Source organism: Bradyrhizobium sp. CSS354 (genome assembly GCF_029051725.1).
In the GTDB taxonomy this organism is placed as follows: domain Bacteria; phylum Pseudomonadota; class Alphaproteobacteria; order Rhizobiales; family Xanthobacteraceae; genus Bradyrhizobium.
Map to the genome: position 1 here is coordinate 402,660 of NZ_JAACFU010000004.1, position 25,987 is coordinate 428,646.

The following is a 25,987-nucleotide window of genomic DNA, read 5'->3' on the forward strand; positions in this document are numbered from 1 at the left end:
ATGTTCAAACCCTTTGAGATGGGGAGATTGGTGGGCACGATCAGGCTGCCGGGTTGCGCCAGACGATGTCGCGGATCACGATTGGCTTCGGGATCAGGCCGAGCTTGTGGAAGCGGTCGGCGACACCCTGCTGGGTCGTGACGATGTCGTCGGTGACCGGGCCGACCACGAAATTCGCGCGATTGGCAGCGACGATCTGGATGTCCAGTGGGACGCCGGTGATCGCGGCGAGCGATTTGGCGACCTCGTCGCGGTGTTGTTCGGCCCATTGACCGGCCGCGGTCGTCACATCGATGATCTGCTGCAGGATGGCGCCGTTGTTCTTCGCGAAATCGCGATTGGCGATGAAGAAGGAGTTGGTCTTGGTGACGTCGCGCGCATTGATCAGGATGCGGCCGCCCTGCTTGGTCTCGCCGATCGCGAAATACGGATCCCAGATCGCCCAGGCCTCGATGCTGCCATTGGCAAACGCAGGCCCGGCATCCGGCGGCGTCAGATAGACCGGCGTGATGTCGGCATAGGTGAGGCCCGCTTTCTCCAGCGTCTGCACGACGATGTTGTGGGCGCTGGATCCCTTGGTGAAGCCGACGCGCTTGCCCTTCAGGTCGGCGATGGCGCGGATCGGCGAGTCCTTCGGCACCAGGATGCCCTGCCCGTTGGTGATCGGCTGGCCGGCGGCATAGACGATCGCCGCGCCCGCGGCCTGGGCGAACACCGGCGGGGAATCCCCGCCCGAGCCGAAATCGACGCTGCCGACATTCATCGCCTCCATCATCGGAGGTCCCGACGAGAACTCGACCCATTTCACGTCGATGCCAAAGGGCGCGAAATGTTTTTCCAGGGCGGCCTGCTGACGCGTGATAACGAGCACGCCGGTCTTCTGGTAGCCGATACGAATTTCCTTCACCGCGCCTTGTGCTTTGGCACTTGAAGCGAAGGCGGCGGCTGCCGCAGTTCCAGCGGATAGTTTGAGAAAGTCCCGACGTTGCATCCGACACTCCCGACCGCGTGCGGCCGTCCTTCATTCGTGCTCGGGAATGATGGTGCGGCTTATCGGAGGTGTCGAGACGCGCGGAAAAATAGCGATGCAGGCACTGCGCGCGTGGCAGAGCGCATGATTAATCTTTCAATCCACGGAGCGAATGCAGCGGATATTTTTCCGCACGCGAATGTGAAAAAACGCGCGCGCCCGGCCGAGATAAAAAAAATCGCGAAAACAACCCCATGCACAGTAGCCGGGCCGTGCGAAAACAATGACTTACGCATTATCCGAAATGCGTTTGACTCGTCGGGCAAAACAGGAGCAGGATGTCATCATGGCGGCGTTGCGGATGGACCGGTCCTTGCCGGACTAATGCAGCCACCTCACCGGCAGGTTTTGCAGCCCCCGAAACGCCCAGCCGCCGATCCGCACCGGTTCGTCGTCGGCGATCTCGAGCCGGCTCGCACGGGCGAACAATGTCGGCAGTGCGACGTCGGCGATCATGGCACGGGAGGCCCAGGCGCCGGCGCAGAAATGCGGGCCGGCGCCGAACGCGACGCTCTTGGCCGTGTCACGCCGCACGTCGAACTGATCGGCGCGCTCGAAATGCTTCTCGTCGCGATTGGCGGAGCCGAACATCAGGAATACGCGTTCATCGGTTTCGAATGCGACGTCGCGGATGGTCCACGGCTTTGCGATGCGTCGCGGCGACATGCCGATCGGCGAGATCCAGCGGGCATATTCCTCGAAGGCCTGGAGCCACGTCACCTCGCCCTTGCGCACGAGATCGAGCTGGTCGGGATGGGTCAGCAGCGCCCACACCGTGCCGGCGATCGCCTTGCGCGGCTCGTTCTGACCGCCTGAGATCGCCAGTTTCACGTTCGCGCGCACGCTCGCCATCGCCATCCCCGACGCGAGCAGCACGCCGAGGATGCTCTGGTCGGGATGCTTGCGCATCACCGGCAGGATGTCGTCGATGGCGGCATCGATGCCTGACGTCGCCGCATGACAGCGCGCCTCGACCGCGGGATCGCCGGCGTAGTTGGCGATGCCCTCGATCATGCCCTGTGACCAGGCGTCCATGTCCGCAAAGCCGATATTGGTGAGGCCGGTGATCGACTTCAGGCATTCGCCCGAGAACGGCAGCGCGAAGTCGCGCATGAAATCGATGCGCCCGGGCTCGATCGCGTCAACGATGCGGTTGGCATGGGCCTGGAACAGCGCGCTCCAGTGCGCCTTCACCGTCTTCGGCGACACCGTCGGAAACATCGCGCGGCGCTCGACCTGGTGCGCCTCGCCGTCCTTGCGCATCATGTTGTGGCCCATCAGCCGGTTCATCAGGCCTGCAGGCTGGTGCGAGGAGAAGACGTCGATCTGTTTCTCGGAGATCGAGATGTCGTCGCGGCACGTCAGCAGCGTCGAGCCGAGCTGCGGCACGAAGGCGATTGGCGCTTCTTTCCGCATCTTTGCGAGCATCGGATAGGGATCGGCCCAGAATGCGGCCGGGTCGATGTCGATGCGCGGCGCCGTGCTCAAGCTTCGCTCCATTGCTGTTCACCGCCAAGGCTAGCGGCTTCAGGAGGCGCCGTCTGTCCCCAGCGATTGGGACAGCTTCAGTTCAGGCTGCGCGGGCCGGCGAGCAGGCGTAGCACGATCGCAAACAGCTCGCTTTGCGAGGAGATGCCGAGCCGCTCATAGGCGCGCTTGCGATAGGTCAGCGTCGAATGCAGGCTGATGCCGAGCGCTTGCGAGATCGCCTCGGAGCTGAAGCCGGAGAGGATCCGCCGGCAAACGTCCTGCTCGCGCGGGGTGAGGCTGGCGAGCGGCGCGCGCGTCGCGAAGAGCGCGGCGAGAGACTGCTCGGTCGTTGCCGCCGAGCTGTGCTGGAAATGGCGTGCCACGCTCGCACTGATGGCCGGTGCGATGGCCTGAAGCCGCGCACGCTGGACGTCGCTGAAGCGGCCCTGGACAGCGATGCGATAGAAGTTGACGTAGAAGCAGGTGTCGTCGACCCAGATCGCGGTCGCGCATTTGTCGACGATGCCGGAATCCACAAAGAACAGTTTTCGGTAGCGGGCGCCGTACATGCGCGGCGCGAAGGAGGGCAGCACGAGCGTCGCGCGGCCCTCGCCGTCGAACAGCGCATCGCGGTTGGGATCGGATTGGTGGAACTGCCCGGCATAGGCGGCGCCGAGATCGCCGCCGATCGGGATGTTGCCGGCATCGAGCAGGCAGTGTGCGGCGCCCGCGCGGCTCAGCGAAAACACCATGCAATGCCCGACCCCGGCCTCCCGGCGCAGTGTATCGATCAGGATATCAGGGAAATTCGGTCGACCGATGGCGAGCACCGCGGGCGTGACATCGCCAGCTGCCGGATTTGCGGGCGTCCCGTGAGGGCGCATCGTTTTCTCCCCATCGCCTTTTGATGAAATTTATCAGCAATGGCCGCGCAGCGGAAGGCGGGTGTCGCCGGATATCTGCCGCAACGTCGCCGAGGCAGGCGGACGAAGGGAGCGCCTCAGTCGGCACTTTTTCGCAAAATCTTGTCCATTGCCTTTCCCTTGGCCAGCTCATCGATCAGCTTGTCCAGGTAGCGGATCTCTCGCATCGTCGGCTCTTTGACATCCTCGACCCGGACGCCGCAAACCACGCCTGTGATCAGGGTTCGCGAAGGATTGATCTTCGGAGCCTTCGCAAAGAAGGTTTCAAAGTCCGTCCGCTGTTCCAGTTGGGCTTCCAGCTCCTTCTGACCATAGCCTGTCAACCATGAGATGACCTGATCGACCTCTGCTTTGGTGCGTCCTTTCTTCTCCGCCTTCGCAACGTAAAGCGGGTAAACGCTTGCGAAGCTGGTGGTATAGATCCGGTGTTTTGTCATGAGCATTCCGGGATCGCTTGTTGCAGGACGTGACACCCTACCCCGCAGCCGCCTTCGCTGGCGCGACGCTGACGGCGAGCTTACCGTAGCGGTCGGTGAAGGCCTCCGTGTCGATTTCCTCGAGCTTGATCTCGCCGCTCATGACGCCTTGCTTCCACGCCGCCTGCGCCGGATCGTTCTGGAATTCCGGCATCACCTCGCGGCCAAACAGCTCCAGCGATTCGCAGATGTGCTCGTGGCTGTTCTTGCCCGCCTGGTTGAGCAAAATGACCTGGTCGATATGCGAGCCCTGGAAGCGCTTCAGCTTCCTGCGGATCGTCTCGGGCGAGCCGATCAGGCCGCCGCGCAGCGCGGCCTCCTGGGCCTCCGGATTGTCGCGTTTCCACTTGTTGTATTCGTCCCACATGTTGACGGTGTAGGGCGCCGGACGCTGGCGATTCTGCGAGGCGCCGTAGAAGCGCAACGCGAACTGGAAGAAGGTGGCGCCGTCGGCCCGGGCGCGGGCCTCCTCGTCCGTCTTCGCGCACATGAAGAACGACACCAGCGCCATGTTCGGGTTGATCTCGTAGTCGGCGAGCTTGGCGAGCCGCTTGGTCATGGCGTTGTAATAGGCGTGCACCCATGCATGCGCGGCATCCGCGCTGACGAACTGGAAGCCGAGCGCGCCAAAGCCGTGCCGTCCCGCGCGTTCGATGGTCTGTAGTTGCGAGCAGGCCATCCACAATGGCGGATGCGGCTTCTGCACCGGCTTCGGCACGACGTTGCGCAACGGGATGTCGAAATATTTGCCGTGGTGCTCGCTTCCCGCGTCCTTGAACATCGGGAAGATCGCGGCGACGGCTTCCTCGAACACCTCCTTCTTGGTCTCCATGTCGCGGCCGAACGGCGTCAGCTCGGTGATGGAGGCGCTCTCGCCCATGCCGAATTCGCAGCGGCCGTTGGAGAGCAGGTCGAGCACCGCGACGCGCTCGGCGACACGTGCAGGGTGGTTGGTGGTGAGCTGGAGGATGCCGTGGCCGAGCCGGATGTTCCTGGTGCGCTGGCTCGCGGCTGCGAGAAACGATTCCGGCGAGGGCGAGTGCGAGTATTCTTCGAGAAAGTGATGCTCGACAACCCAGGCGTGGTCGTAGCCGAGCCCGTCGGCAAGCTCCATCTGCGAGAGCGCGTTCTGGTAGAGGCTGAGCTCGTCGCCGGCCACCCACGGACGTGGCCGTTGCAGCTCATAGAAGATGCCGAACTTCATGACGCCGTCTCTCCCAATTTTTTTGCCCGCTTATTTTGTTGCGCTCATCTTAATGCGCGAGGCAGCGCTGTCTACGAGAACACAATTCCGCCGTGCGGGAGATCGATTTTCGCGCATACGTCGCCACGCGCGGTCCGAGAAGCCGCGCTGCGACAATCCGGCGGCCTGACGGATTGATCCAGATCAAGGCGTCGGTGGCCCTGCTGCATCTAAAATGCAGCAAGGCAACGGCCCGGATGCCGTCCCAATCCCCACATTTCAGACGAGACCGAATATGTCGGCCCCCGACGACGCGACTTCGCGCGTGCGCCGCAAGCGCATGGAGATTTTCGCATTCCTGTTCCTGACCGCAATCGTGATGCCGGTCCTCGCGGTCGGAACGGTCGGCTCATACGGGCTCGGCGTCTGGATCTACCAGATGTTCGCCGGCCCTCCCGGCCCGCCGCCCTCGCCGCATTGATCTCCTCGAAGCGAAAGACAGGCATCATGGCCGAATCCAAACTCAACCGCCGCGCCTTGATCACCGGCCGGGTGCTCAGCGCCGACCGCATCGTCGCGCCGCCCGGTTGCGAAATCGCCAGCATCATCGTGCAGGCCCGCCCCGAGCGTCTGGACCAGCTGGAAGCCGCGATCACCGCCCTTGCCGGCTGCGAGATTCACGGCCGCGACGCGCGAGGAAAACTCGTCGTCGTGACCGAGGCGCCTGATTCCGGCAGCCTCGGCACGCTGCTCAACACCATCCAGTCGCTGCCCGACGTCTATTCGGCGGCGTTGGTCTTTCACGCCATCGAAACGGCTTAAGGCCGGGAGAGTCGTCATGACATCGCCAAAGCTCGACCGCCGCCAGATGCTCAAGCTCGAGGCCGCCGCCATCGCGGCCGCCGCTGCGGGCATGCCCGCACCGGCGCTCGCCGCCAACCTCGTCGCCGAGCGCGATGTCGCCGAACTGAAATGGGACAAGGCCGCCTGCCGCTTCTGCGGCACCGGCTGCTCCGTGATGGTCGCGACCAAGAACAATCGCGTCGTCGCCACCCACGGCGACATCAAGGCCGAGGTCAATCGCGGCCTCAACTGCGTCAAGGGCTACTTCCTCTCCAAGATCATGTACGGCCACGACCGCCTGACGCAGCCGATGCTGCGCAAGACGGCCGGCAAATACGACAAGAACGGCGAATTCACGCCCATCTCCTGGACCGAAGCCTTCGACATCATGGAGGTGAAGTGGAAGGAGGCGATCAAGAAGCGCGGCCCGAACGGCGTCGCCATGTTCGGCTCCGGCCAGTGGACGGTCTGGGAGGGCTATGCGGCCGTGAAGCTGTTCAAGGCCGGCTTCCGCACCAACAACATCGATCCCAATGCGCGCCACTGCATGGCTTCCGCCGTCGCCGGCATGATGCGCACCTTCGGCATCGACGAGCCGGCCGGCTGTTATGACGACATAGAGGCCACCGATGCCTTCGTGCTGTGGGGCTCCAACATGGCGGAGATGCATCCGATCCTGTGGACGCGCCTGGCCGACCGGCGGCTCTCCGCGCCGCATGTCCGCGTCGCCGTGCTCTCGACCTTCGAGCACCGCTCGTTCGACCTCGCCGACATCGGCATGATCTTCAAGCCGCAGACCGACCTCTACATTCTCAACGCCATCGCCAACCACATCATCAAGACCGGCCGGGTCAACAAGGACTTCGTTGCCGCGCATACCATCTTCAGGCGCGGCCAGACCGACATCGGCTACGGCTTGAGGCCCGAACATCCGCTGCAGAAGAAGGCGACGGGCGCGGCGAAGGCCAACGATTCCACCGAGATGAGTTACGACGAGTACGTCAAGTTCGTCTCCGAGTACACACTGGAGAAGGCGGCGGAGATGTCGGGCGTGCCGCTCAACCGGCTGGAGGCGCTGGCCGAGCTCTATGCCGATCCCAAGACCAAGGTGGTCTCGTTCTGGACCATGGGCTTCAACCAGCACACCCGCGGCGTCTGGTGCAACAACCTCGTCTACAACATCCATCTGTTGACCGGAAAGATCTCCTCGCCCGGCAACAGCCCGTTCTCGCTGACCGGCCAGCCCTCGGCCTGCGGCACCGCGCGCGAAGTCGGCACCTTCTCGCACCGTCTGCCGGCCGACATGGTCGTGACCAACAAGGAGCACCGCACCAAGGCCGAGCACATCTGGCAGGTGCCCGAAGGCACCATTCCCGACAAGCCCGGCGCACATGCCGTGCTGCAAAGCCGGATGCTGAAGGACGGCCTGATCAACGCCTATTGGGTGCAGGTCAACAACAACCTTCAGGCCGGTCCCAACGCCAACGAGGAGACCTATCCGGGCTTCCGCAATCCCGACAATTTCATCGTGGTCTCGGACGCCTATCCCTCGGTCACCGCACTCGCCGCCGACCTCATCCTGCCGACCGCGATGTGGGTGGAGAAGGAAGGTGCCTACGGCAATGCCGAGCGGCGTACGCAGTTCTGGCATCAGCTTGTCGCTGCCCCGGGCGAGTCGAAGTCCGATCTCTGGCAGCTCATGGAGTTCTCAAAGCGCTTCAAGATCGAGGAGGTCTGGCCCGAGGAGCTGATCGCCAAGAAGCCGGACGTGCGCGGCAAGACGCTGTTCGACGTGCTCTACAAGAACGGCCAGGTCGACAAGTTTCCGGTCTCCGACATCGAGCAGGGCTACCTCAACGACGAGTCCAAGGCGTTCGGCTTCTACGTCCACAAGGGCCTGTTCGAGGAATACGCCACCTTCGGCCGCGGCCACGGCCACGACCTCGCGCCGTTCGACACCTATCACCGCGAGCGCGGCCTGCGCTGGCCTGTCGTCAACGGCCAGGAAACCAAATGGCGTTTCCGCGAGGGTAGCGACCCCTACGTCAAGCAGGGAACGGACGTGCAGTTCTACGGCTATCCCGACGGCAAGGCGCGCATCTTCGCTCTGCCTTACGAGCCGCCGGCGGAATCGCCCGACAACGAATATCCCTACTGGCTCTCGACCGGCCGCGTGCTCGAGCACTGGCATTCCGGCACCATGACGCGCCGGGTGCCCGAGCTCTACAAGGCCTTCCCCGAGGCCGTGTGCTTCATGCATCCTGACGACGCGCAGGAGGCGAAGATCCGCCGCGGCGACGAGGTGAAGGTGGTCTCCCGCCGCGGCTTCATCCGTGTTCGCGTCGAGACGCGCGGCCGCGACCGGCCGCCGCGTGGCCTCGTATTCGTGCCGTGGTTCGACGAATCCAAGCTGATCAACAAGGTGACGCTGGACGCCACCGATCCGATCTCGCTGCAAACCGATTACAAGAAGTGCGCCGTGCGCATCGAGCGGGTGAACGTGTCATGATGAAACGATTTGGAGTAGCGCTGCTCGCAATCGCGATCGCGGCGGCTGGCGCGAGCTCGCTGACCGCGCAGACGGTGACGTCAGGCCTGCGCGGCCCGACGCCGCTCAACGACGAAGGGCCGGCGCCGCCGATGCTGCCGAACCGCAACACCTCCGAAAGGGAAGTGCGCAACTATCCGGAGCAGCCGCCGGTGATCCCGCATGCGATCGATGGCTATCAGGTCGATCTCAACGGCAACAAGTGCCTGTCCTGCCATGCGCGGGCGCGCATCGCGGAATCGCAGGCGCCGATGGTCTCGATCACCCACTTCATGGACCGCGACGGCCAGTTCCTGGCCTCGATCTCGCCGCGCCGCTTTTTCTGTACCGAATGCCACGTGCCGCAGAACACGGCGACGCCACCCGTCAGCAACGACTTCACCGACATCGACACACTGCTGTCGCGCGCAAGCCCCGGTGGTCGCCGATGACGACGACCGCTGATGATCCCGACGAGGGAATGAAGGCCAAGGGCGGTTTCGTCGCGCGAAGCTTGGACTTTGCGCGCGAGCTCTGGCAGGTGCTGATCCGTCCGAGTTCGGTGTTCGGGCTCGGCGTGCTGGTGCTGGCGGGCTTCATGGCCGGCGTGATCTTCTGGGGCGGTTTCAACACCGCGCTGGAATTGACCAACACCGAAAAATTCTGCACCGGCTGCCACGAGATGAAGGACAACGTCTATGCCGAGCTGAAGTCGACCATCCACTTCGCCAACCGCTCCGGCGTGCGCGCGACCTGTCCGGATTGCCACGTGCCGCACAACTGGACCGACAAGATCGCCCGCAAGATGCAAGCCTCCAAGGAGGTCTGGGGCAAGATCTTCGGCACGATCGACACCCGCGAGAAATTCCAAGATCACCGGCTCGAGCTGGCGGCGCATGAATGGGCGCGCTTCAAGTCCAACGATTCGCTGGAATGCCGCAACTGCCACAGCGCCGATTCCATGGACATCACCAAGCAGTCGCCGCGGGCCTCGGTCGCCCACCAGCGCTTCCTGTTCACCAAGGAAAAGACCTGCATCGACTGCCACAAGGGCATCGCCCACCATCTACCCGACATGCGCGGCGTTCCCGGCTGGCAATAGGGGCGCTGGCAACCGGATTTGCGCGGCTTGAACCGGCGGTGCGAATGGTTAGTTTTGGGGCTGGCGAATCGCTCCGTTTCGCCCCCTCCTCAAGACAGACATGGCCACATTCACCCCGCATCAGGATGCCGCGCTCAAGGCCGTTGGCGACTGGCTCAAGGCCAAACCCGGCCGCAACGGCACGCCGCCGGTGTTCCGCCTGTTCGGCTATGCCGGGACCGGCAAGACCACGCTGGCGCGGCACATCGCCGACGGCGTCGACGGCGAGGTGAAGTTCGCCGCCTTCACCGGCAAGGCGGCGCTGGTCATGCGCAACAAGGGTTGCGACGAAGCCTCCACCATCCATTCCCTAATCTATCGCACCCGCGAATCCGGCGAGGAACAACCCAGCTTCGAGCTGTGGGACGACGCCCCGGCCTCCAAAGCCAAGCTGATCGTGATCGACGAATGCTCGATGGTCGATGCCGAATTGGGCCGCGACCTGATGTCGTTCGACTGCCCGCTGCTGGTGCTGGGCGATCCCGCCCAGCTGCCGCCGATCCAGGGCGGCGGCTTCTTCACCAATACCGAGCCGGATGCGATGCTGACCGAGGTGCACCGCCAGGCCCAGGACGACCCGATCGTGCGGATGTCGATGGACGTCCGCGAGGGACGCGAACTCGACATCGGCCGCTACGGCGAGAGCGAGGTGGTGTCGCGCAAGGAGCTCGATCCTGATCGCGTCATGGCCGCCGACCAGGTGCTGGTCGGCCGCAACAACACGCGGCGCGCATATAATATGCGGGTGCGTCAGCGCCAGAACATCGAAGACGTCTTCCCCGTCGCCGGCGACAAGCTGGTCTGCCTGCGCAACAATCGCAAGAAGGGCCTGTTCAACGGCGGGCTGTGGCGCGTGAAGTCGCGCAACACCTCGCGCTCGAAATCCCGCATTCTCAGCATGAGGCTGTCGCCGGACGAGGATCTCGGCCACAAGGTGACCAAGGTCTCGGTGCGCGCCGATTGCTTCGAGGGTGGCGTCGAGGCGATCGCCTGGGAGCAGCGCAAGCCCTATGACGAGTTCGACTACGGCTACGTGCTGACCGTGCACAAGTCGCAGGGCTCGCAATGGGACGACGTCGTGCTGTTCGACGAGAGCTTTGCGTTTCAGGAGAGCCGCGCGAGGTGGCTGTACACGGGAATCACGCGGGCGGCGAAGCGGCTGAGCATAGTGGTGTGAGGCTGCCGTAGCCCGGATGGAGCGCAGCGTAATCCGGGGTTAGCTCCGCGATCGTGATTCCCGGATTGCGCTGCGCTCCATCCGGGCTACGGTCCCCTACGATCCCTACTTCCCCGCGACGAAATAAAAATCCTCTCTTCCCGGCGGCGAGCCGTATGAAAACGGCTGCTGCACGTGCTTGGTCACAAGCCAGACATCGTCGCGGACGATGTCGAACAGTTTTCGGATTTCGACGCGCGGCACCTTGATTTCGCGGGCGAGCGCGGTGGCGAACGGGCTGTCGGCGCCGCCGTCGCCGTCCATCGCTGTCTCGCCGTGCTTGGCGGCGTAGACCACCATGAAGCCGGCGCCGGGCTCGATGTTGGAAAAGCCCTTGTCTACCAGCTTCAGCGACAGGGTGCGCTGCATGGTCGGCGCGAACGGATTGTCGCGGCAGGCATCCAGCATCACCAGCCGCACTTTTCGCGCAGCGCCCACCGCCGCGATCACCTGCTCGAGCGCAACCGCCTGGGTCTCGGCGTCCCTGTCGGCGGCAAGCTTGGCATCGACGGGAACGAGATAATTCACGCCGCCGATCTCGAAACCGTGGCCGGCGTAATAGACCACCGCCCAATCCGCCTTCTCCGCCTCGGCCGCAAACGTCTGCAACGCTTCGAAGAACTTGTCGCGGGTGAGGTCGCTGACGGATATCACGGTCTGGAAGCCGACATCGCGCAGCACGGCTGCGATCATTTTCGAGTCACGTGGCGGATTGGGCAAGGCGTGGACGTTCTTGTAGGCACCGTTGCCGATCACAAGCGCCACGCGGCGTCCCGTGGATCCAGCCGACGGCTGCGGGGTCAGCGCGGCTAATCGCTCCTGTGCGATCGCGCGGGCACGCGCGACATCGAACTCGTCGAACTTCGTCAACGAATAGGCCGCCGCGCGATAGTCTGCACGGGCCTGGGCAAGATCCTTCTTGCGCTCGTAGATCTGGCCGCGACCCGAATGTGCCCGGACGTTGTTCGGGTTGATCTGGATCGCCGTGTTGTAGTCCTTCAGCGCGGCGTCGAAATCGCCCTTCAACATGTTGACGTCGGCGCGATTGTTGATCGCGTACACGTTTTTCGGCTGCTTTTCGATCAAGCCGTTGCAATCGGCGAAGGCCTGGTCGAACTTGCCCATCATGCCGTAGGTGATGCAACGGTTGCTGGTGATCTGCGGCGCGGCCGGTTCGATCTTCTCGGCCTCCGCGAAATCGGCGAGCGCGCCGTCAAAATCCTTCATCAGCGTGCGCACGCGGGCGCGGTTGGTATAGCCGAGCAGAAACTTGGGCGCGTATTTGATCGACAGGTTGAAATCGTCGAGCGCGCTTTGCAGCGCCCCCCGGCGCACCTGGATGATGCCGCGGTTGTTGTAGGGCACACCGTAGGTCGGGCGCTTCTGAAGTGCGAGGTTGTAGTCCGCCATCGCACGGTCGTCCTGGCCCGTCCGCTCATAGGCGAGGCCGCGCAGATTGAGCGTGACGACGTTGTCGGGATCGAGGTCGACGGCCATGGACAAGGTCTCGATCGCGTGGACGTAGTCGCGCTTGTTGATCAGCGTATTGCCGCGCACGGAGAGCGCGATGGCCTTGTCCTTGCCGGTGAGCCGGTCGGCGTTGAGCAAATTGTCGCAGGCCTGCGCCCTCGCCTGCGCATCCGCCTGGCGGTCGCGGCAAAGGGCGAGGTCGTCGCCGGGCTTCGGATCGGCCGCCGCGATCGAACTCCAGCCGGCCAGGACGGCGAGAACAGCGACGAGGGTCAGGGATGCGACGCGCAGCATGTTGTCAGGTCAGCTCCAGCCACGATTCTTTTAAGTCGATCACCGATCGCGCCGGTTCATCTAGCGCGGAGTTCCGGTCCTCGCCAAGCCGGGCTGCTCCAGGCGGCGCGTTTCACACACTCGTGTCCGTCCGGCCGTAACAATCGCCGGGTCGGCCCGTATCTCGAATGTCCGAAAATGCCGGGCAGGCTATTCGCCCGGCCCCAACCGCCCTAGACTGTCAGACCTTCGGAAAGAGGATCGCCATGCGCCGACCTGCCCTCCTGTCCCTGCTCGCCGCAACCACCGCCCTGACGCTGGCTTTTGCCGCGCCGACCCGGGCTGCAGAGGATGCGGTCGTGATCCCCGCTCCCGCCGTTGACGCGGCGCCCGCTAGCGGGATCCAGACCGCCGTGATCGCCGGCGGCTGCTTCTGGGGCGTGCAGGGCGTGTTCCAGCACACCGCAGGCGTCGTCAACGCGGTCTCCGGCTATGCCGGCGGCACCAAGGCGACGGCCGACTACCAGACCGTATCGAGCGGCCGGACCGGCCACGCGGAATCGGTCGAGATCAAGTACGACCCGAAGAAGATCTCCTACGGCAAGATCCTCCAGATCTACTTCTCGGTGGCGCACGACCCGACCCAGCTCAACCGGCAGGGCCCCGACACCGGTACGCAATATCGCTCGGCGATCTTCACCACCTCCGACGAGCAGAAGAAGGTGGCCGAGGCCTATATCGCCCAGCTCAACGGCGCCAAGGTCTTCAGCAAGCCGATCGCGACCAAGGTCGGCGCGCTTGAGGCGTTCTATCCAGCGGAGGCCTATCACCAGGATTATCTGACGCTGCACCCGAACCAGCCTTATATCGCCTACAACGACCTCCCGAAGGTCGAGAACCTGAAAAAGCTGTTCGCGGATAACTATATCGAGAAGCCGACGCTGGTGAGCGCCAGCAAGGCCACCAATTGATCGCGAGATCATCGAAACAAGATCATCGAAAAACGGGAGACCCATGCCCGACACCAAGACGAAAACCACGGACGACAAAGTCATCAAGAGCGAACAGCAATGGCGCAGCGAATTGTCGCCGATGCAATACGCGGTGCTGCGCGAGAAGGCGACCGAGCGTCCCTTCTCCGGCGAATATGAGCACGACCACCGCGCCGGCACCTATACCTGCGCCGGCTGCGGCAATGTGCTGTTCGAGTCCGACGCGAAGTTCGATTCCGGCTGCGGCTGGCCGAGCTTCACCCAGCCGGCCGTCGAGGGCCATATCGACGAGGAGCGGGACGTCAGCCACGGCATGATCCGTACCGAGGTGCTGTGCGCCAAGTGCAGCGGCCATCTCGGCCATGTCTTCCCCGACGGCCCAGGGCCCACGGGCTTGCGCTACTGCATCAATTCCGCGGCGCTGAAGCTCGAACCCAAATAAACCTTGCGGGCCGCCGGGTTCCGTCATGGAACCCGGCGGCGCGATGTGCTTTTCTTCCCCGGTGGTGCGGCCGGCCATGGCGTTGCGGCGGCCGCCAGGGAGGATGCCATGACGCTTGGGACCATCCTGATCATCCTGGTGATCATTTATCTCGTCGGCGGCCTGTCTGGCCGCGTCGGTGGCTACGGCTACGGAATGGGTCATTCCGGCATGGGGATCGGCGGCCTCGTCTTGGTGGTGCTGCTCGTGCTCCTGCTCCTTGGCAAGCTATAACCCTTCAAGGCACTGATATTGTTGAACCTTTCCAGGTTGCGGAGCAGCCATGCGCGGATTCATCATCTCGCATCGCGGGGGTCGCAATTTTGTCAAAACGGGCTATATTAGAGGACGAAAATGACATGTGCGGCGCCCACTCAATCGTGGCCTCTGCCCGTCTAAACCCCACGCGCTTAAAGCCCCAGAGAGATCACGAGGTCTTTGACCATGCGTCCACTGCGTCCGTTCAACTTCAATACTTCCGCCGAACTCTTCCCCGCTGCGATCCGCAAGAAGAAGCGTGCAGGCTTCACCTATCGCCGGTTCGGCACCGCGGCCGAAGCCGTCCAGTTCGCGATGGAGCAGTTGCCGACGGACTCGCTGAACGGCGCCTATCTCCAGGTCGAGGAAGCGCGCTTCGACCAGAACGGCATCCGCTCGCTCTATGAGAGCGAAGCCTTCCCGCTGCCCCGTCACCGCAAGCCGGTTGAGGCCAGCACCGACGCTGCTGACGCGGCGTAAGTTTCCGTCAGCCACTCCGATGTGCGCTCAGGGCGCGATGGCCGAAAGGCCGTCGCGCTTTTTGCGTTTTGGGGCGTGTCAGATGCGCGGCTGCTTGTCGAGCCAGCGGCGGAGCAGGCGCACGTTGCGCATGTTGGCACGGAACATGACATCGAAGGCGTCGCCCGCGAACGGGACGATGCCGACGACGCCGTCGAGAGCGACATTCCCGAGCATGCGCGCGGTGATGTACCAGGGCGCCCCGAGCGCTCTCGCCTCTCGCACCAGCCAGAGCGAGATCGCGGTGGTGATGATGTCGCCGACGACGGGGATCAGTCCGATCAAGCCGTCGATGCCATAGCGGATATTGGTCCCGGGCAGCACGAAGGCGACATCGAGCAGCTTTGCGATCGCCTCGATCCGCGCGATCCGCTGCTCGCGCGTCAGATTGCCGAACGGGTTGCCGGCGAAGGGACTGTCCTTCCCGAACTCGAAGCGAAACTCGCGAAAGCCCTGCTCCAGCGTTTCGGGCCGGATCTCGTGACCGTCCTGATCGATGATCGGCCCACGGCCCCCGGTGCCCGAAGAGGCCGCGCCCGAGCGGTTTCCCGAACGGGAGCGACGCGGAGCAAGAATATCGTCATCGGGCATGGTCATGGCCTGTAGGGAACGCGCCAGCGCGGCGGAGGTTGCTGCGGCGTGATCGAAGGTCGCGCCCTCAAGTCTGTGCCGCCGCCGGCTGCGGCTCCTCGACATATCTATGCACGAGCCAGGATGAAATCACCGCCGGCACGAACCCGACGAGGCCGTACAGGATGAACTGCACCGCGCCCGAGTCCGGCCCGCGCGAGCTGTAGGTCAGCGAGGCCAGGATGAAGGCGAACACGCCGACCAGCAGCATCCGCAGCACCGGGCCGATCCGGCGGATGTGGATCAGGATGTCGTCGACCGCACCGATCATCAGCGAGGGCAGAAAGCCGAACAGATAGCTGTATTGCAGGGTTTTGAAGAACACCGCGAACAGCTTGCCGACCTCGCCGAGACTGGTCTGGGTCCAATAGCCGGACTGGTAGGTCGTCGTCAGCAGCAGCAGGAACCCGCCCACGAACGGGCCAACCAGCGCAAACACGAGATAGCGTTTCATCAGGCACCCTCATCCTTGGCCCCGTTTATAGCAGGGCCGCGGGAACCTTGAATAGCGGGGGGTGCGGCACTGCGTCGGGAACAAGCGGCACAGCGACGAGTTCAGACAGGACCTGAAACTCACCTGTCAGATTTGGAGCCGCCGATGTCCCGCAAACTGTTCTTCCTGGCGACGATCGCGCTGACGGCCGTGAGCGGCCTGTCGAACGCGCCCGCTCTCGCACAAGGCCATATGGGTTCGCCGCAGGAGCAGCAGGCCTGTTCGCGGGACGCCTCGCGCTTCTGCCGCAAGGACCTCGGCAATGACATGGCGGTGCAAGGCTGCTTGCAAGCCAACAGAGCCAAGCTGTCGCGGTCTTGCAGCAAGGTCTTTCAGAGCCACGGCATGTGAGGACCGGAACAATTCCCGGATAATGGAGAGTGAAGCCATGTTGCGCGACGAACAGCTCTCGATTCTCAGGGACATCAGCCAATCCATCGCCTTTGCCGACGACCGGCACGGCAAGATAGGCGAGCTGATCGCCGACGGTTACGTGATGAAGGACGGCGATCTGTTCGAGCTCACGGCAAAGGGCGTTACTGCTGTCGAGGAGCACGCAGCGCTTGGCGCAAGCGATGCGGAACAAGCGAGCGCATCCTCCGATCGATTGATCTGATCGCACGCCAGTCGCATTGTGCGTGACGTGCGCGCAACAATTGCGAATTCCTTTTTGCCCGCCATTGCAGCTGCGCGACAATGGCGCATACTTGATTCGGGCGGCGCAGCACTTTTCGATTCGAACATCACGAGAGATCGAGCGACCACATGCGGGATTGAGGTCCCGGCGTGAAGGCTGTGACATGCGGCAGATCAAGCCGCGTGCGGCGCCCCAAAACCAAGTGGCTCAACCCACGGAACTCGGGGACGCATTCCGCATGACACGCTACCAGACCATCGCAACTCTCTTCGCCGTCACAACCGCAGCCATCGCATTCCAGACATCGCCCGGCCTCGCCTTCTCATCCGAAGCGCAGCAGATGTGCTCCGGCGACGCCATGCGGCTGTGCTCGAGTGAGATTCCCGACATCCCCAGGATCAGGGCCTGCATGGTGCAGAAGAAGGCTCAGGTCAGCCCGGGCTGTCGCGCCGTGATGGACCGCGAGCACGCAGCCGCGACAGGATCGCGCAAGCGGGAAGCTGCCGCGCAATAGGACGCATCCACGACGTCATTCCGGGGGCGCCAAGCGCGAGCCCGGAACCCATCGTGCAACGCGTGACTTGGGAAAACGCGTGACTTGGGAAAATGGATTCCGGGCCCGACGCTACGCGTCGCCCCGGAATGACGGAGTGCCCTAGTCGCCCCACTGCGCGAAGGCGTCGTTGAAGGCGCGCTCGCCGGGGGCGCCCTTCTCGATGGCGATGATGGCGCGGCGCTGGTTGGCGTAGACCAGGGGCACGTCGAACCAGGAACGCTCCTTCAGGAGCTGGACGTTGCGGCTGCGGTCGGCGTCGACGTTGGAGAGGCCGACCAGGAAGAAGCCGTCGGTGACCTTGACCGCGAGCCCTGCGAGCGGCGTGCCGCGGGCCTGCTCGTTCGACTTCATCAGGATGCCCGGCACGTTGGCGACGCCGCCGCCCGGAAAGTCCGACGGCAGGACGAAGGTCAGCTCCGCGGTATGGCTCGCCGGCAGCGAGGAGTCGGTGTTGCGGCGGAAGGACATCGTCATCTTGAACTTGCGGTCCGGGATCTCGATGTCGGCGCGCACGGCGACGTCGGCCTTCTGGTTGCCCGAGGCCTTGATCGGCTCGAGCCGCCACACCACCGAGCCGACATACTGCTTGCCCTTCGGATCGGATGGATCCTCGTCATAGAGCACGACCTTCTGCGCCACCGGCGCGACCGGCTGGTCGCTGGCCGAGGGCTGGCCGACGCGATCCGGTATCTTGGGCTTGCTCTGCGGCTGAGACGAATCCCTGGGCGCCTCCACCACTTGCGTCGGCGAAGACTTCAACAGGTTGGTCGCGGTCTGGACCAGCTGCTTGCCCCAGAGGATGCCGGCACCGACCAGGATCAGCACGATGCCGACGGCGATCGCGCTCTTGAACGGAAAGGCGCGGCCGGTGCGGGCGCGCTTCTTCTTCGTGTCGCGGTCGAGAACGGGGATGTGCGGACGTTGCGACGGCGGCTGCGACTGCGGCGCGTAGCGCTCGGCCTCCTCGATCGATTCGTCGTAGGAGTAGGGCGCGTCCGCCCCGGCGGCGCGATTCTCCAGGCTCGGCTCAAGCCGGTCGAATTCCGGCGAGGGCGAGGGCACGTTGGCGTAAGTGCGGCGCGCGGCACGGTTGGCCTGCGCGGCGGCGCCGCCGAGATCGTTGGCGTCGGCCGTGATGTCGCGGAAGCCGCGCACGCCCGGTGCCGGCGGCAGCGGCGGCGGAGGTCCCATGTCGGGCGGACGGCGCCCGCTGGCGCGATCACGTCCGGGCGGCGGAGGCTCCGGCATCGACGGCGGTGCCGACGGACCCGGCTGCCGCGGTGCGTCGAAACGCGGAGCCCGCGGCGCGCGCGGGGCCTCGCCCTGGTCATCGACATTGAAGGAGGGCCGGTCGGCGCGCGGCGGCGGCGGAGCCGGACGGGTGCGCGGCGGGGCAGAAGTTTGGGGCGCGGGCGCGTTGCCCTCGGTGGCGCGGGTGCTGGCGCGGCGGAAGGCATCGCCACTACCGCTGCTGCGGGCACCGCCACCCGGGCGCGAGGCCTCGCGGGCACGCTGGGCAGCCTCTGATTCCACCTTGCGGACGGCCTCTTCCAGCGAAAGCCGCTCGCGGGTGATCTCGGATTCGGAGAGCGGCGGCTGCACGCTGCGGAGCTGCGCGATCAGCGCCGTGCGCGCCCGCTCGTAGAGCGCGCGACGACTCTCGCCGGGAGCGTTGGGGTCCAGGGCGGCAATAGCGCGGGCGATCAGCGGATAGTAATCAGCCATTTCTACTCAATTATACGCGCGTCCCGGTAAGAGATCGTTAAGCCTCAAACGGATTTTGTACCAGGATAGTATCCTCGCGTTCGGGGCTGGTGGAAAGCAGTGCGACCGGGCACCCCACCAATTCCTCGATCCGGCGGACATATTTGATCGCTTGGGCCGGCAGCTGGGCCCAGGACCGCGCATTGGCGGTCGGCTCCTTCCAGCCCTCGATGGTCTCGTAGATCGGCTCGACCCGGGCCTGGGCGCCTTCGCCCGCCGGGAAATGATCGATCTCCTTGCCGTCCAGCTTGTAGCCGGTGCAGACCTCGATCGTGTCGAAGCCGTCGAGAATGTCGAGCTTGGTCAGCGCCAGACCGTTGATGCCGCAGGTCCGGACCGCCTGGCGAACCAGAACCGCATCGAACCAGCCGCAGCGGCGCGGCCGCCCGGTATTGGTGCCGAACTCGCGGCCGCGCTCGCCGATCTTACGGCCTGTCGCGTTGTCCTGCTCGGTCGGGAACGGGCCCTGGCCGACGCGGGTCGTGTAGGCCTTGCAGAGGCCGAGCACATAGCCGACCGCGGCGGGGCCAAGGCCCGAGCCGGTCGCGGCCTGCGCCGCCACCGTATTGGACGAGGTGACGTAAGGGTAGGTGCCGTGATCGACGTCGAGCAGCGCGCCCTGCGCGCCCTCGAACAGCATACGCTTGCCCTCGCGCCGCTTGATGTCGAGCAGCCGCCACACCGTCTCGGCATAGGGCAGGAGCTGCGGCGCGAGCGCAGTCAATTCCTTCAGGATCTCCTTGCCGTCGAACTCCGGCAGGCCGAGGCCGCGGCGCAATGCGTTGTGATGCGCCAGCAGCCGGTCGATCTTGTGCGGCAGCGTGTCGAGATCGGCGAGGTCCATCAAGCGGATGGCGCGGCGGCCGACCTTGTCCTCGTAGGCCGGGCCGATGCCGCGGCGGGTGGTGCCGATCGCGGTCGCCGCATTGGCGGATTCGCGATGCGCGTCGAGTTCGCGATGCAGCGGCAGGATCAGGGTGACGTTCTCGGCGACCCGCAGATTGTCCGGGCTGACCGCGACGCCCTGCGACCGCAGCTTGGTGACCTCGTCGAGGAAGGCGGTGGGATCGAACACGACGCCGTTGCCGATCACCGACAGCTTCTGCTCGCGCAGCACGCCCGAGGGCAGCAGCGCTAGCTTGTAGGTCTTGCCGTTGATCACCAGCGTGTGGCCGGCGTTATGGCCGCCCTGGAAACGGACGACGATGTCCGCCTGCTCCGACAACCAGTCGACGATCTTGCCCTTTCCTTCGTCGCCCCACTGGGCGCCGACGACGACAACATTGGCCATTCGCGGGTAATCCCTATGCAATCTGTTAGATGCGCCCAGCCCAATCACGGCCGGGGCCGCTCGAACGCGAGGCAGCCAACCGGATAAAGGATGCAGCCTCTGTAAGCAAGCAAGAACGGGGCCTTTTTGGGGCCGCGAGCGCGCTCCAAGCCTTTGATATCCCCGGAAAATTCAGAACCCTTCGCGACAAGCGCAATGGCTTCGACCAAAGCGTGAGAGGCTGCTTCCACCGCTGCATGGTCGCGATGCATCCGGCCCCCGTTGATGCAACCTCGATTTCCGTGTCTTTGAGGGAGCCGGGTTACGAGCCGGCCCGGGTGCCGCCGGGCCGGAGGCTTGGCGCATGACGCGGGGCCACAACAATCACGATGTCCGCCACCGACGAGACCACCGGCGCCGCCACGACCGGCCACAACTGGATCGCCAACCAGCCTTATCTGCTGCTCAGCATCACCGCGCTGTGCTGGGCCGGCAATGCCATCGTCGGGCGGCTCGCCGCCGGTCACATCCCGCCGGTGACGCTGTCGTTCCTGCGCTGGTTCTTTGCCTTCCTGCTGGTGCTGCCGTTCGCCTGGAAACATCTTGCGCAGGACTGGCCCGCGATCCGCGGCAAGCTCGGCCTGATGGTCACGCTCTCGATCACCGGCATCGGCGCCTTCAACACGCTGCAATATTGGGCGCTCGAGCATACGCAGGCGCTCAACACGTTGCTGCTCCAGTCGGCCGCGCCGCTGGTCGTGGCGCTGTGGTCGCTCGCCATCCTCGGTGTCAGGCTCACCGTGGCGCAGGCCTTCGGCGTGCTGCTGTCGATGTGCGGCGTGCTGATCATTCTGCTGCATGGCGATTTCACCACGCTGTCGAACATCGATTTCAACAAGGGCGACCTCATCTTCGTCGTCGCGCTCGTTATCTTCGCGCTGTATTCGGTGCTGACCCTGAAGCGGCCGCCGATGCACGGCCTGTCGTTCCTCGCCTTCACGTTCGGCTGTGGTGCTGCCTGTCTCATTCCGCTGGAGATCTGGGAGCTGTCCGCGCGTCCCGTCATGAAGCTCGACGGGCCGAACCTCCTGACCCTGTTCTATGTCGCCGTGTTCCCCTCGACGCTCGCCTATCTCTGCTTCAATCGCGGTGTCCGGTTGATCGGTGCCAACCGCGCCGCGCCGTTCTTCCATGTCGTGCCGGTGTTCGGCTCCATCATGGCAATGGCATTTCTGGGCGAGCACCCGCAGGCGTTCCACTTCATCGGCTTCGCGCTGGTGCTGGCCGGCGTGTTCGTGGCGTCACGGAAGCAGGCGGCATAGGTCCTCCTTCTCCGCCGTAGGAGAGGGAAAAGCGCGGCGCGGCAGCCGGGGCTATTTCATCTTGAACTTGCTGTACGCTTCGTTGGTCGCAATGATGACGTGCTCGGCGCAGGCGTTGACGCGATGCGGATCGGCCTCGGTCTCATAGGCCTCCGACGTCATCATGTCGACGAAAGCCGCAACCGTGGGATAATAGACCAGCGCCGCGAAATTCCAGTTGTTGCCCTGCTGCGGGCCGAGCGCGACCGTCTTCGCCTCGCCGGTCCAGAGCAGCGTGCCGCCGCGCGCCTTGATCATCGGCACCGTGACCGCACTGTAGCGCAAATAGGCGTCCCAGCCGGAACCGTCGCCGTCGCCCGAGCGCGCGTGGAAGCGCATCAGGTTCAACATCACCACCGGTGCATGCGGATCGAGCCGCTCCAGGCCGTCGATGTTCAACATATTAACCGCCAATCCCGCCTCCTCTGGTCATGCCTGCATTGTAGCATTGCGGCCGCGTGACTTGTGTCACGACGTACATCCGGCGCAAGCTTGTATCCAACCCCAATGACGATCGCTTCGCCCGCGCCACCGGCCTCCAATCCGGCCAGTTGGCTCAACAACCAGCCTTATCTGCTGCTTAGCCTGAGCTCACTGTTCTGGGCCGGCAACATCGTGCTCGCGCGCCACGTCGGTGCGCATGTGCCGCCGCTGACGGTAACCACGATCCGATGGTTCGGCGTGTTCCTGATCCTCCTGCCCTTCGCCTGGCCGCACCTGAAGCGCGACTGGCCGAATTTGCGCAAGAGCCTGCCCCTGATGCTGTTCCTGTCGCTGGTGGGCTTTGCCTTCAACAACGCGATCTCGTACTGGGCGATGCAGTACACGGAGGCGCTGAACGCGCTGCTGATCCAGTCGGCCGGACCGCTGTTCGTGGCGCTGTGGTCGCTGGTGCTGTTCGGCGTGCGGCTGACCGGTGCGCAGCTCGCCGGCATCGCGATCTCGCTTTTCGGCGTGCTGATCATCATCCTGCGCGGCGATCTCGCCGCGCTCGCGAGCATCAGCTTCAACAGGGGGGACATCATGTTCGCCTCCTCGCTGGTGGCGTTCGGGATCTACTCCGCCTTCATCCCGCGGCGGCCGAAGATCCACCAACTGTCCTTTCTCTCCTTCACCACCTGCTGCGGCGCGACGATGCTGCTGCCGACCGCGATCTGGGAGGCCTGGAGCGGCCGCGTCCTGCAACTCGACGGGATGACGCTGGCGACGCTGGGTTACATTTTGATCTTTCCCTCGACGCTGGCCTATCTGTTCTTCAACCGGGGCGTGGCGCTGATCGGCCCGAACCGCGCCGCGCCGTTCTTCCATCTGGTGCCGGTGTTCGGCTCGGCGATGGCGATCCTGCTGCTCGGCGAAAAGATCCAGCCATTCCACCTGATCGGCTACCTGCTGGTGCTCGCCGGCGTCGTGATCGCCTCGCGCCAAGGGTCTGCGGTGAAGTAATTCCGCAGCGCGAGACGAAGCGACAAACTCGCGCCTTCCGATTTCGACGAGGAGACGCTAGGTTCCCCGCCAACGAAAAAAGAGGGAACGAACAGACATGCTTTCAGCGTTGATCCGAAACCTGCGTGCCATCGGCACGGCCGCCCTTTGTCTCGCCGCCGCATCCGCTGCGCAGGCCGACAACTATCCGAGCCGCAACATCACGCTGGTACTGCCGTTCGCGGCCGGCAGCGGCACCGACACCACGACGCGGCTGATCTCGCAGCATTTGTCGCAGGCCCTCGGCGTCGGCATCGTCATCGAGAACAAGGCGGGCGCCAACGGCATGATCGCCGCCACCTATGTCGCGCGCGCCGCGCCCGACGGCTACACGCTGCTGGTGACCACCAACACCACGCATTCGGCCAATCCCTATCTGCTCAAAAGCCTGACCTATGATCCCGTCAAGGACTTCACTCCGATCGCGCGCACCGGCGACCTCCCCTTCATGCTGGTGATCCACCCGGAGGTGCCGGCCAAGACCGTCGGCGAACTCATCGCCTATGGCAAGGCCAATCCGGGCAAGCTGAGCTACGCCTCGGGCTCGTCCTCGGCGATCGTCTCGGGCGCGACCTTTGCGCACAATGCCGGGCTCGACCTTCTGCACGTGCCCTACAAGAGCTCGCCGCCGGCGCTCAACGACGTCATGGGCGGCCGCGTCTCGATGATGTTCGTGGACATCCTGACCGGCCTGCCGCATGTCCAGGGCAACGCGCTACGCGCGCTCGCCGTCACGACAAAGGACCGTTCGCCGCTGGTGCCGAACCTGCCCTCGATGCAGGAGGCCGGCGTGCGCGACTTCGACATCTCGTCGTGGCAGGGCTATTTCGGACCCGCCGGCATGCCCAAGGAGATCGTGACGCGGCTCAATGCCGAGATCCGGAAGATCATCGAGCAGCCGGAGATCAAGGCCAAGCTCGCCACCCTCGGCATGGACGCGTTTTCGGGCACGCCCGAGCAGCTCGGTACGTTCGTGAACGAACAGCTGGTGTTGTGGGAGAAGCTGATCCGGGAGGCGGGGATCGAGAAGCAGTAGGGCTCGCGAAGCTGCGCGCTTCGCATTTTCCGTCATGGCCGGGCTTGTCCCGGCCATCCACGCCTATCGACGCGTACGGCGTCCCAGAACGTGGATGCCCGGGACAAGCCCGGGCATTACGATGGAGTAGATGGGTCGCTCTGGTGTGGCGGCTTACGCCGCGCGCATCTTGGCGAGGAAGCCGTCGACTGCGCTGCGCAACGCGCCGGACTGGCTGTCGAGCTCGCGGGCATTGGTGAGCACGTCGCTTGCCGCCGTGCCGGTCGCTTCCGCGGCCGAGGTGACGCTGCCGATATTGGCGTTGATCTCGCTCGAGCCGGCGGCGACCGACTGGATGTTGCGGGCGATCTCGCGGGTGGCCTCGCCCTGCTGCTCGATCGACGCGGAAATACCCGCGGTGATCTCGCTCATCTCGGCGATGGTCTGGGTGATGCCGCCGATGGCGGCGACCGCATCGCTGGTCGAGGTCTGCATCGCCGCGACCTGGGCGGAGATTTCCTCGGTGGCCTTGGCGGTCTGGTTGGCGAGGGCCTTGACTTCGGAAGCGACGACGGCGAAGCCGCGGCCGGATTCACCGGCACGCGCCGCCTCGATGGTGGCGTTGAGGGCGAGCAGATTGGTCTGTGCCGCGATCGAGTGGATCAGCTTGACCACTTCGCCGATCTTCTCGGCGCCGGTGGAGAGTTCCTGCACCGTGGCATTGGTGCGCTCGGCGTCGTTGACGGCACGGCTCGCCACTTCGGTCGAGCGGGTGACCTGGCGCGAGATTTCCGCAACTGAGCTCGACAGCTCTTCGGCCGCCGCGGCGACCGTGCCGACATTGCCCGACGCTCTCTGCGAGGCCGCGCCGACGGTCGCCGCACGGGAAGAGGCGTCGCTCGCGGTCGCGGTCATGGATTGCGCAGTGGCTTGCATGCCCGTCGCGGCCGAGGAGACCGATCGGACGATGCCGTTGACGCTGCGTTCGAATTCGCTGGCGATGCCCTCCATCGCGCTGCGACGCTCCTCCGCGACACGATCCTTCGCATCGGCTTCGGTCCTCTCGAGGTCGCGAATGCGCAGTGCGTTGTCCTTGAAGATCTGGACGGTCGACGCCATTGCGCCGACTTCGTCGCCACGGCCCACGCCGGGAATGTCGCCCTCGAGCTTGCCCTCGGCGAGATCCTTCATGCGGGCTCCGAGCAGCGCCAAGGGACGGCTGATGCTGCGGCCGAGCAGCCAGGCGACGCTTCCGGCGACGATGACGATACCGAACATGGCGAGACCGAGCAGCCAGTAGACCGGGCCCATCTTTGCGTCGATGTCGTCGAGATAGGCGCCGGTGCCGAGATACATCTCGAGTTCGGGGACGGCCACAGCGTAGCCCATCTTCCGGATCAAGCCTTCCTGGCCCGGTTTCGCGTATTCATAGGTCAAAAGGATCGAACCGTTAGCCTTCGCGCCGTTCATCAGCTCCAAGGACAGTTTGCGGCCATTGGTCAGAACCTCCATGCGGTTGGTGCCGATCTGCTTTGGATCTGGCGCCAGCTGCGTGATACCGTCATAGGACGTCCCGAATAGATAGCCGGCGCCTTTGTCATAGGTCATCGCGTTGCCGTAGCGGCGAAGATCAGCCATCGCGGCGTCCTTCGTCATCTCGCCCGCATCCACCCGCTTCTTCAGCGCCACCGCATAGTTGCGGCCCATGTCGACGATGGCCTTGGCCTGCTCGATACGCGCGTTCACCATCTCCTGCTTCATCAGATAGCCGGCCAGAAATCCGGAGATGCACAGGCCGAACAAGGTGACGCCGACGAGAATGCCGAGCTTGGGGGCGATCTTCAGATTGCTCAATTTCACGGGATGCTCCGGCAACAAAGGGATAAGGACGCGCGAGGGAATCGATCGCAATTGAATCAACTTTTAGTGGCGAGCCCTTAGCAACCTGTTACGGAGCGCCCCGTAAAAGCCCGGAGG

28 protein-coding genes are annotated in these 25,987 nt (G+C 64.5%); 16 read left to right on the top strand and 12 right to left on the bottom strand.

Annotated features, from left to right (window positions below):
* Positions 1 to 40: 40 nt before the first annotated feature.
* The 5 genes from GWG67_RS11870 to GWG67_RS11890 form a co-directional block, all read right to left on the bottom strand.
* A complete protein-coding gene (locus tag GWG67_RS11870) occupies positions 41 to 991 on the bottom strand; it encodes a sulfonate ABC transporter substrate-binding protein (protein ID WP_275169519.1) in 951 nt (316 codons plus the stop codon).
* A gap of 360 nt (positions 992 to 1,351) precedes the next feature.
* Positions 1,352 to 2,518: a cytochrome P450 gene (locus GWG67_RS11875; RefSeq protein ID WP_275169520.1), complete on the bottom strand. Its 1,167-nt coding sequence runs from the start codon at positions 2,516 to 2,518 to the stop codon at positions 1,352 to 1,354.
* A 77-nt stretch (positions 2,519 to 2,595) separates the two neighbouring features.
* Positions 2,596 to 3,384 carry a helix-turn-helix transcriptional regulator gene (locus GWG67_RS11880; protein ID WP_275169521.1) on the bottom strand — a complete coding sequence of 263 codons (789 nt, stop codon included), beginning with the start codon at positions 3,382 to 3,384 and terminating at the stop codon, positions 2,596 to 2,598.
* Between the two features lie 116 nt (positions 3,385 to 3,500).
* Positions 3,501 to 3,860, bottom strand: coding sequence for a DUF2200 domain-containing protein (locus GWG67_RS11885; RefSeq protein WP_275169700.1), 360 nt, complete (start codon positions 3,858 to 3,860; stop codon positions 3,501 to 3,503).
* 37 nt (positions 3,861 to 3,897) lie between these two features.
* Entirely contained in the window at positions 3,898 to 5,103 is a 1,206-nt protein-coding gene (locus tag GWG67_RS11890; protein WP_275169522.1) for an LLM class flavin-dependent oxidoreductase, read from the bottom strand.
* A gap of 274 nt (positions 5,104 to 5,377) precedes the next feature.
* Between GWG67_RS11890 and napE the strand changes: the two genes are divergently transcribed.
* The 6 genes from napE to GWG67_RS11920 all read left to right on the top strand — a co-directional run bounded on the left by napE (position 5,378) and on the right by GWG67_RS11920 (position 10,770).
* Entirely contained in the window at positions 5,378 to 5,563 is a 186-nt protein-coding gene (gene napE / locus GWG67_RS11895; RefSeq protein ID WP_007596178.1) for a periplasmic nitrate reductase, NapE protein, read from the top strand.
* A gap of 26 nt (positions 5,564 to 5,589) precedes the next feature.
* Positions 5,590 to 5,904, top strand: coding sequence for a chaperone NapD (locus GWG67_RS11900; RefSeq protein ID WP_275169523.1), 315 nt, complete (start codon positions 5,590 to 5,592; stop codon positions 5,902 to 5,904).
* Positions 5,905 to 5,920: 16 nt separating this feature from the next.
* On the top strand, positions 5,921 to 8,434 hold the full coding sequence (gene napA, locus GWG67_RS11905) for a nitrate reductase catalytic subunit NapA (protein ID WP_275169524.1): 2,514 nt from the start codon (positions 5,921 to 5,923) through the stop codon (positions 8,432 to 8,434).
* Entirely contained in the window at positions 8,431 to 8,904 is a 474-nt protein-coding gene (locus tag GWG67_RS11910) for a nitrate reductase cytochrome c-type subunit (protein ID WP_275169525.1), read from the top strand. Before napA ends, GWG67_RS11910 begins: the two co-directional genes overlap by 4 nt.
* The gene (locus GWG67_RS11915) at positions 8,901 to 9,554 is read left to right on the top strand and encodes a NapC/NirT family cytochrome c (RefSeq protein ID WP_275169526.1); all 654 of its coding nucleotides are present in this window, start codon (positions 8,901 to 8,903) and stop codon (positions 9,552 to 9,554) included. The genes GWG67_RS11910 and GWG67_RS11915 overlap by 4 nt, the downstream gene beginning before the upstream one ends.
* A 100-nt stretch (positions 9,555 to 9,654) precedes the next feature.
* Complete coding sequence (locus GWG67_RS11920; protein ID WP_007596183.1) at positions 9,655 to 10,770, top strand: ATP-dependent RecD-like DNA helicase; 1,116 nt, start codon at positions 9,655 to 9,657, stop codon at positions 10,768 to 10,770.
* A 105-nt stretch (positions 10,771 to 10,875) separates the two neighbouring features.
* On the opposite strand, the gene GWG67_RS11925 is transcribed toward GWG67_RS11920, so the two are convergent.
* A complete protein-coding gene (locus tag GWG67_RS11925) occupies positions 10,876 to 12,573 on the bottom strand; it encodes a tetratricopeptide repeat protein (protein ID WP_275169527.1) in 1,698 nt (565 codons plus the stop codon).
* A 245-nt stretch (positions 12,574 to 12,818) separates the two neighbouring features.
* On the opposite strand from GWG67_RS11925, the gene msrA reads away from it, so the two are divergent.
* The 4 genes from msrA (at position 12,819) to GWG67_RS11945 (ending at position 14,763) form a co-directional block, all read left to right on the top strand.
* Positions 12,819 to 13,523 (top strand): peptide-methionine (S)-S-oxide reductase MsrA, encoded by a 705-nt coding sequence (msrA, locus tag GWG67_RS11930; RefSeq protein ID WP_027519935.1) that lies wholly within the window; start codon positions 12,819 to 12,821, stop codon positions 13,521 to 13,523.
* 43 nt (positions 13,524 to 13,566) lie between these two features.
* Entirely contained in the window at positions 13,567 to 13,986 is a 420-nt protein-coding gene (gene msrB, locus GWG67_RS11935; protein ID WP_275169528.1) for a peptide-methionine (R)-S-oxide reductase MsrB, read from the top strand.
* A 108-nt stretch (positions 13,987 to 14,094) separates the two neighbouring features.
* Entirely contained in the window at positions 14,095 to 14,259 is a 165-nt protein-coding gene (locus GWG67_RS11940) for a DUF3309 family protein (protein WP_081747975.1), read from the top strand.
* Positions 14,260 to 14,469: 210 nt separating this feature from the next.
* On the top strand, positions 14,470 to 14,763 hold the full coding sequence (locus GWG67_RS11945; RefSeq protein ID WP_007596188.1) for a hypothetical protein: 294 nt from the start codon (positions 14,470 to 14,472) through the stop codon (positions 14,761 to 14,763).
* 78 nt (positions 14,764 to 14,841) lie between these two features.
* On the opposite strand, the gene GWG67_RS11950 is transcribed toward GWG67_RS11945, so the two are convergent.
* Entirely contained in the window at positions 14,842 to 15,399 is a 558-nt protein-coding gene (locus GWG67_RS11950) for a DUF4112 domain-containing protein (RefSeq protein ID WP_275169529.1), read from the bottom strand.
* Between the two features lie 61 nt (positions 15,400 to 15,460).
* Entirely contained in the window at positions 15,461 to 15,886 is a 426-nt protein-coding gene (locus GWG67_RS11955; RefSeq protein WP_275169530.1) for a DUF5413 family protein, read from the bottom strand.
* A 144-nt stretch (positions 15,887 to 16,030) separates the two neighbouring features.
* On the opposite strand from GWG67_RS11955, the gene GWG67_RS11960 reads away from it, so the two are divergent.
* The 3 genes from GWG67_RS11960 (at position 16,031) to GWG67_RS11970 (ending at position 17,076) form a co-directional block, all read left to right on the top strand.
* Positions 16,031 to 16,276, top strand: coding sequence for a hypothetical protein (locus GWG67_RS11960; RefSeq protein ID WP_247431606.1), 246 nt, complete (start codon positions 16,031 to 16,033; stop codon positions 16,274 to 16,276).
* Positions 16,277 to 16,313: 37 nt separating this feature from the next.
* Positions 16,314 to 16,541, top strand: coding sequence for a hypothetical protein (locus GWG67_RS11965; RefSeq protein ID WP_275169531.1), 228 nt, complete (start codon positions 16,314 to 16,316; stop codon positions 16,539 to 16,541).
* 259 nt (positions 16,542 to 16,800) lie between these two features.
* The gene (locus GWG67_RS11970) at positions 16,801 to 17,076 is read left to right on the top strand and encodes a hypothetical protein (RefSeq protein ID WP_275169532.1); all 276 of its coding nucleotides are present in this window, start codon (positions 16,801 to 16,803) and stop codon (positions 17,074 to 17,076) included.
* 141 nt (positions 17,077 to 17,217) lie between these two features.
* Here the strand turns inward: GWG67_RS11970 and GWG67_RS11975 are convergent, their stop codons facing one another.
* Both GWG67_RS11975 and GWG67_RS11980 read right to left on the bottom strand, forming a co-directional pair.
* Complete coding sequence (locus tag GWG67_RS11975) at positions 17,218 to 18,843, bottom strand: hypothetical protein (protein ID WP_275169533.1); 1,626 nt, start codon at positions 18,841 to 18,843, stop codon at positions 17,218 to 17,220.
* Positions 18,844 to 18,880: 37 nt separating this feature from the next.
* Complete coding sequence (locus GWG67_RS11980; RefSeq protein WP_275169534.1) at positions 18,881 to 20,173, bottom strand: adenylosuccinate synthase; 1,293 nt, start codon at positions 20,171 to 20,173, stop codon at positions 18,881 to 18,883.
* Between the two features lie 368 nt (positions 20,174 to 20,541).
* Here GWG67_RS11980 and GWG67_RS11985 point away from each other — a divergent pair, with 368 nt between their 5' ends.
* Complete coding sequence (locus GWG67_RS11985) at positions 20,542 to 21,474, top strand: DMT family transporter (protein ID WP_275169535.1); 933 nt, start codon at positions 20,542 to 20,544, stop codon at positions 21,472 to 21,474.
* 51 nt (positions 21,475 to 21,525) lie between these two features.
* Here GWG67_RS11985 and GWG67_RS11990 read toward each other — a convergent pair whose 3' ends face one another.
* The gene (locus tag GWG67_RS11990; RefSeq protein ID WP_275169536.1) at positions 21,526 to 21,927 is read right to left on the bottom strand and encodes a DUF1330 domain-containing protein; all 402 of its coding nucleotides are present in this window, start codon (positions 21,925 to 21,927) and stop codon (positions 21,526 to 21,528) included.
* 93 nt (positions 21,928 to 22,020) lie between these two features.
* Here GWG67_RS11990 and GWG67_RS11995 point away from each other — a divergent pair, with 93 nt between their 5' ends.
* Positions 22,021 to 22,956, top strand: a complete 936-nt coding sequence (locus GWG67_RS11995; RefSeq protein ID WP_275169537.1) for a DMT family transporter — start codon at positions 22,021 to 22,023, stop codon at positions 22,954 to 22,956.
* Positions 22,957 to 23,053: 97 nt separating this feature from the next.
* Positions 23,054 to 24,031: a tripartite tricarboxylate transporter substrate binding protein gene (locus GWG67_RS12000; RefSeq protein ID WP_275169538.1), complete on the top strand. Its 978-nt coding sequence runs from the start codon at positions 23,054 to 23,056 to the stop codon at positions 24,029 to 24,031.
* Between the two features lie 153 nt (positions 24,032 to 24,184).
* Here the strand turns inward: GWG67_RS12000 and GWG67_RS12005 are convergent, their stop codons facing one another.
* Positions 24,185 to 25,870, bottom strand: a complete 1,686-nt coding sequence (locus GWG67_RS12005; protein WP_275169539.1) for a methyl-accepting chemotaxis protein — start codon at positions 25,868 to 25,870, stop codon at positions 24,185 to 24,187.
* Between the last annotated feature and the right edge of the window lie 117 nt (positions 25,871 to 25,987).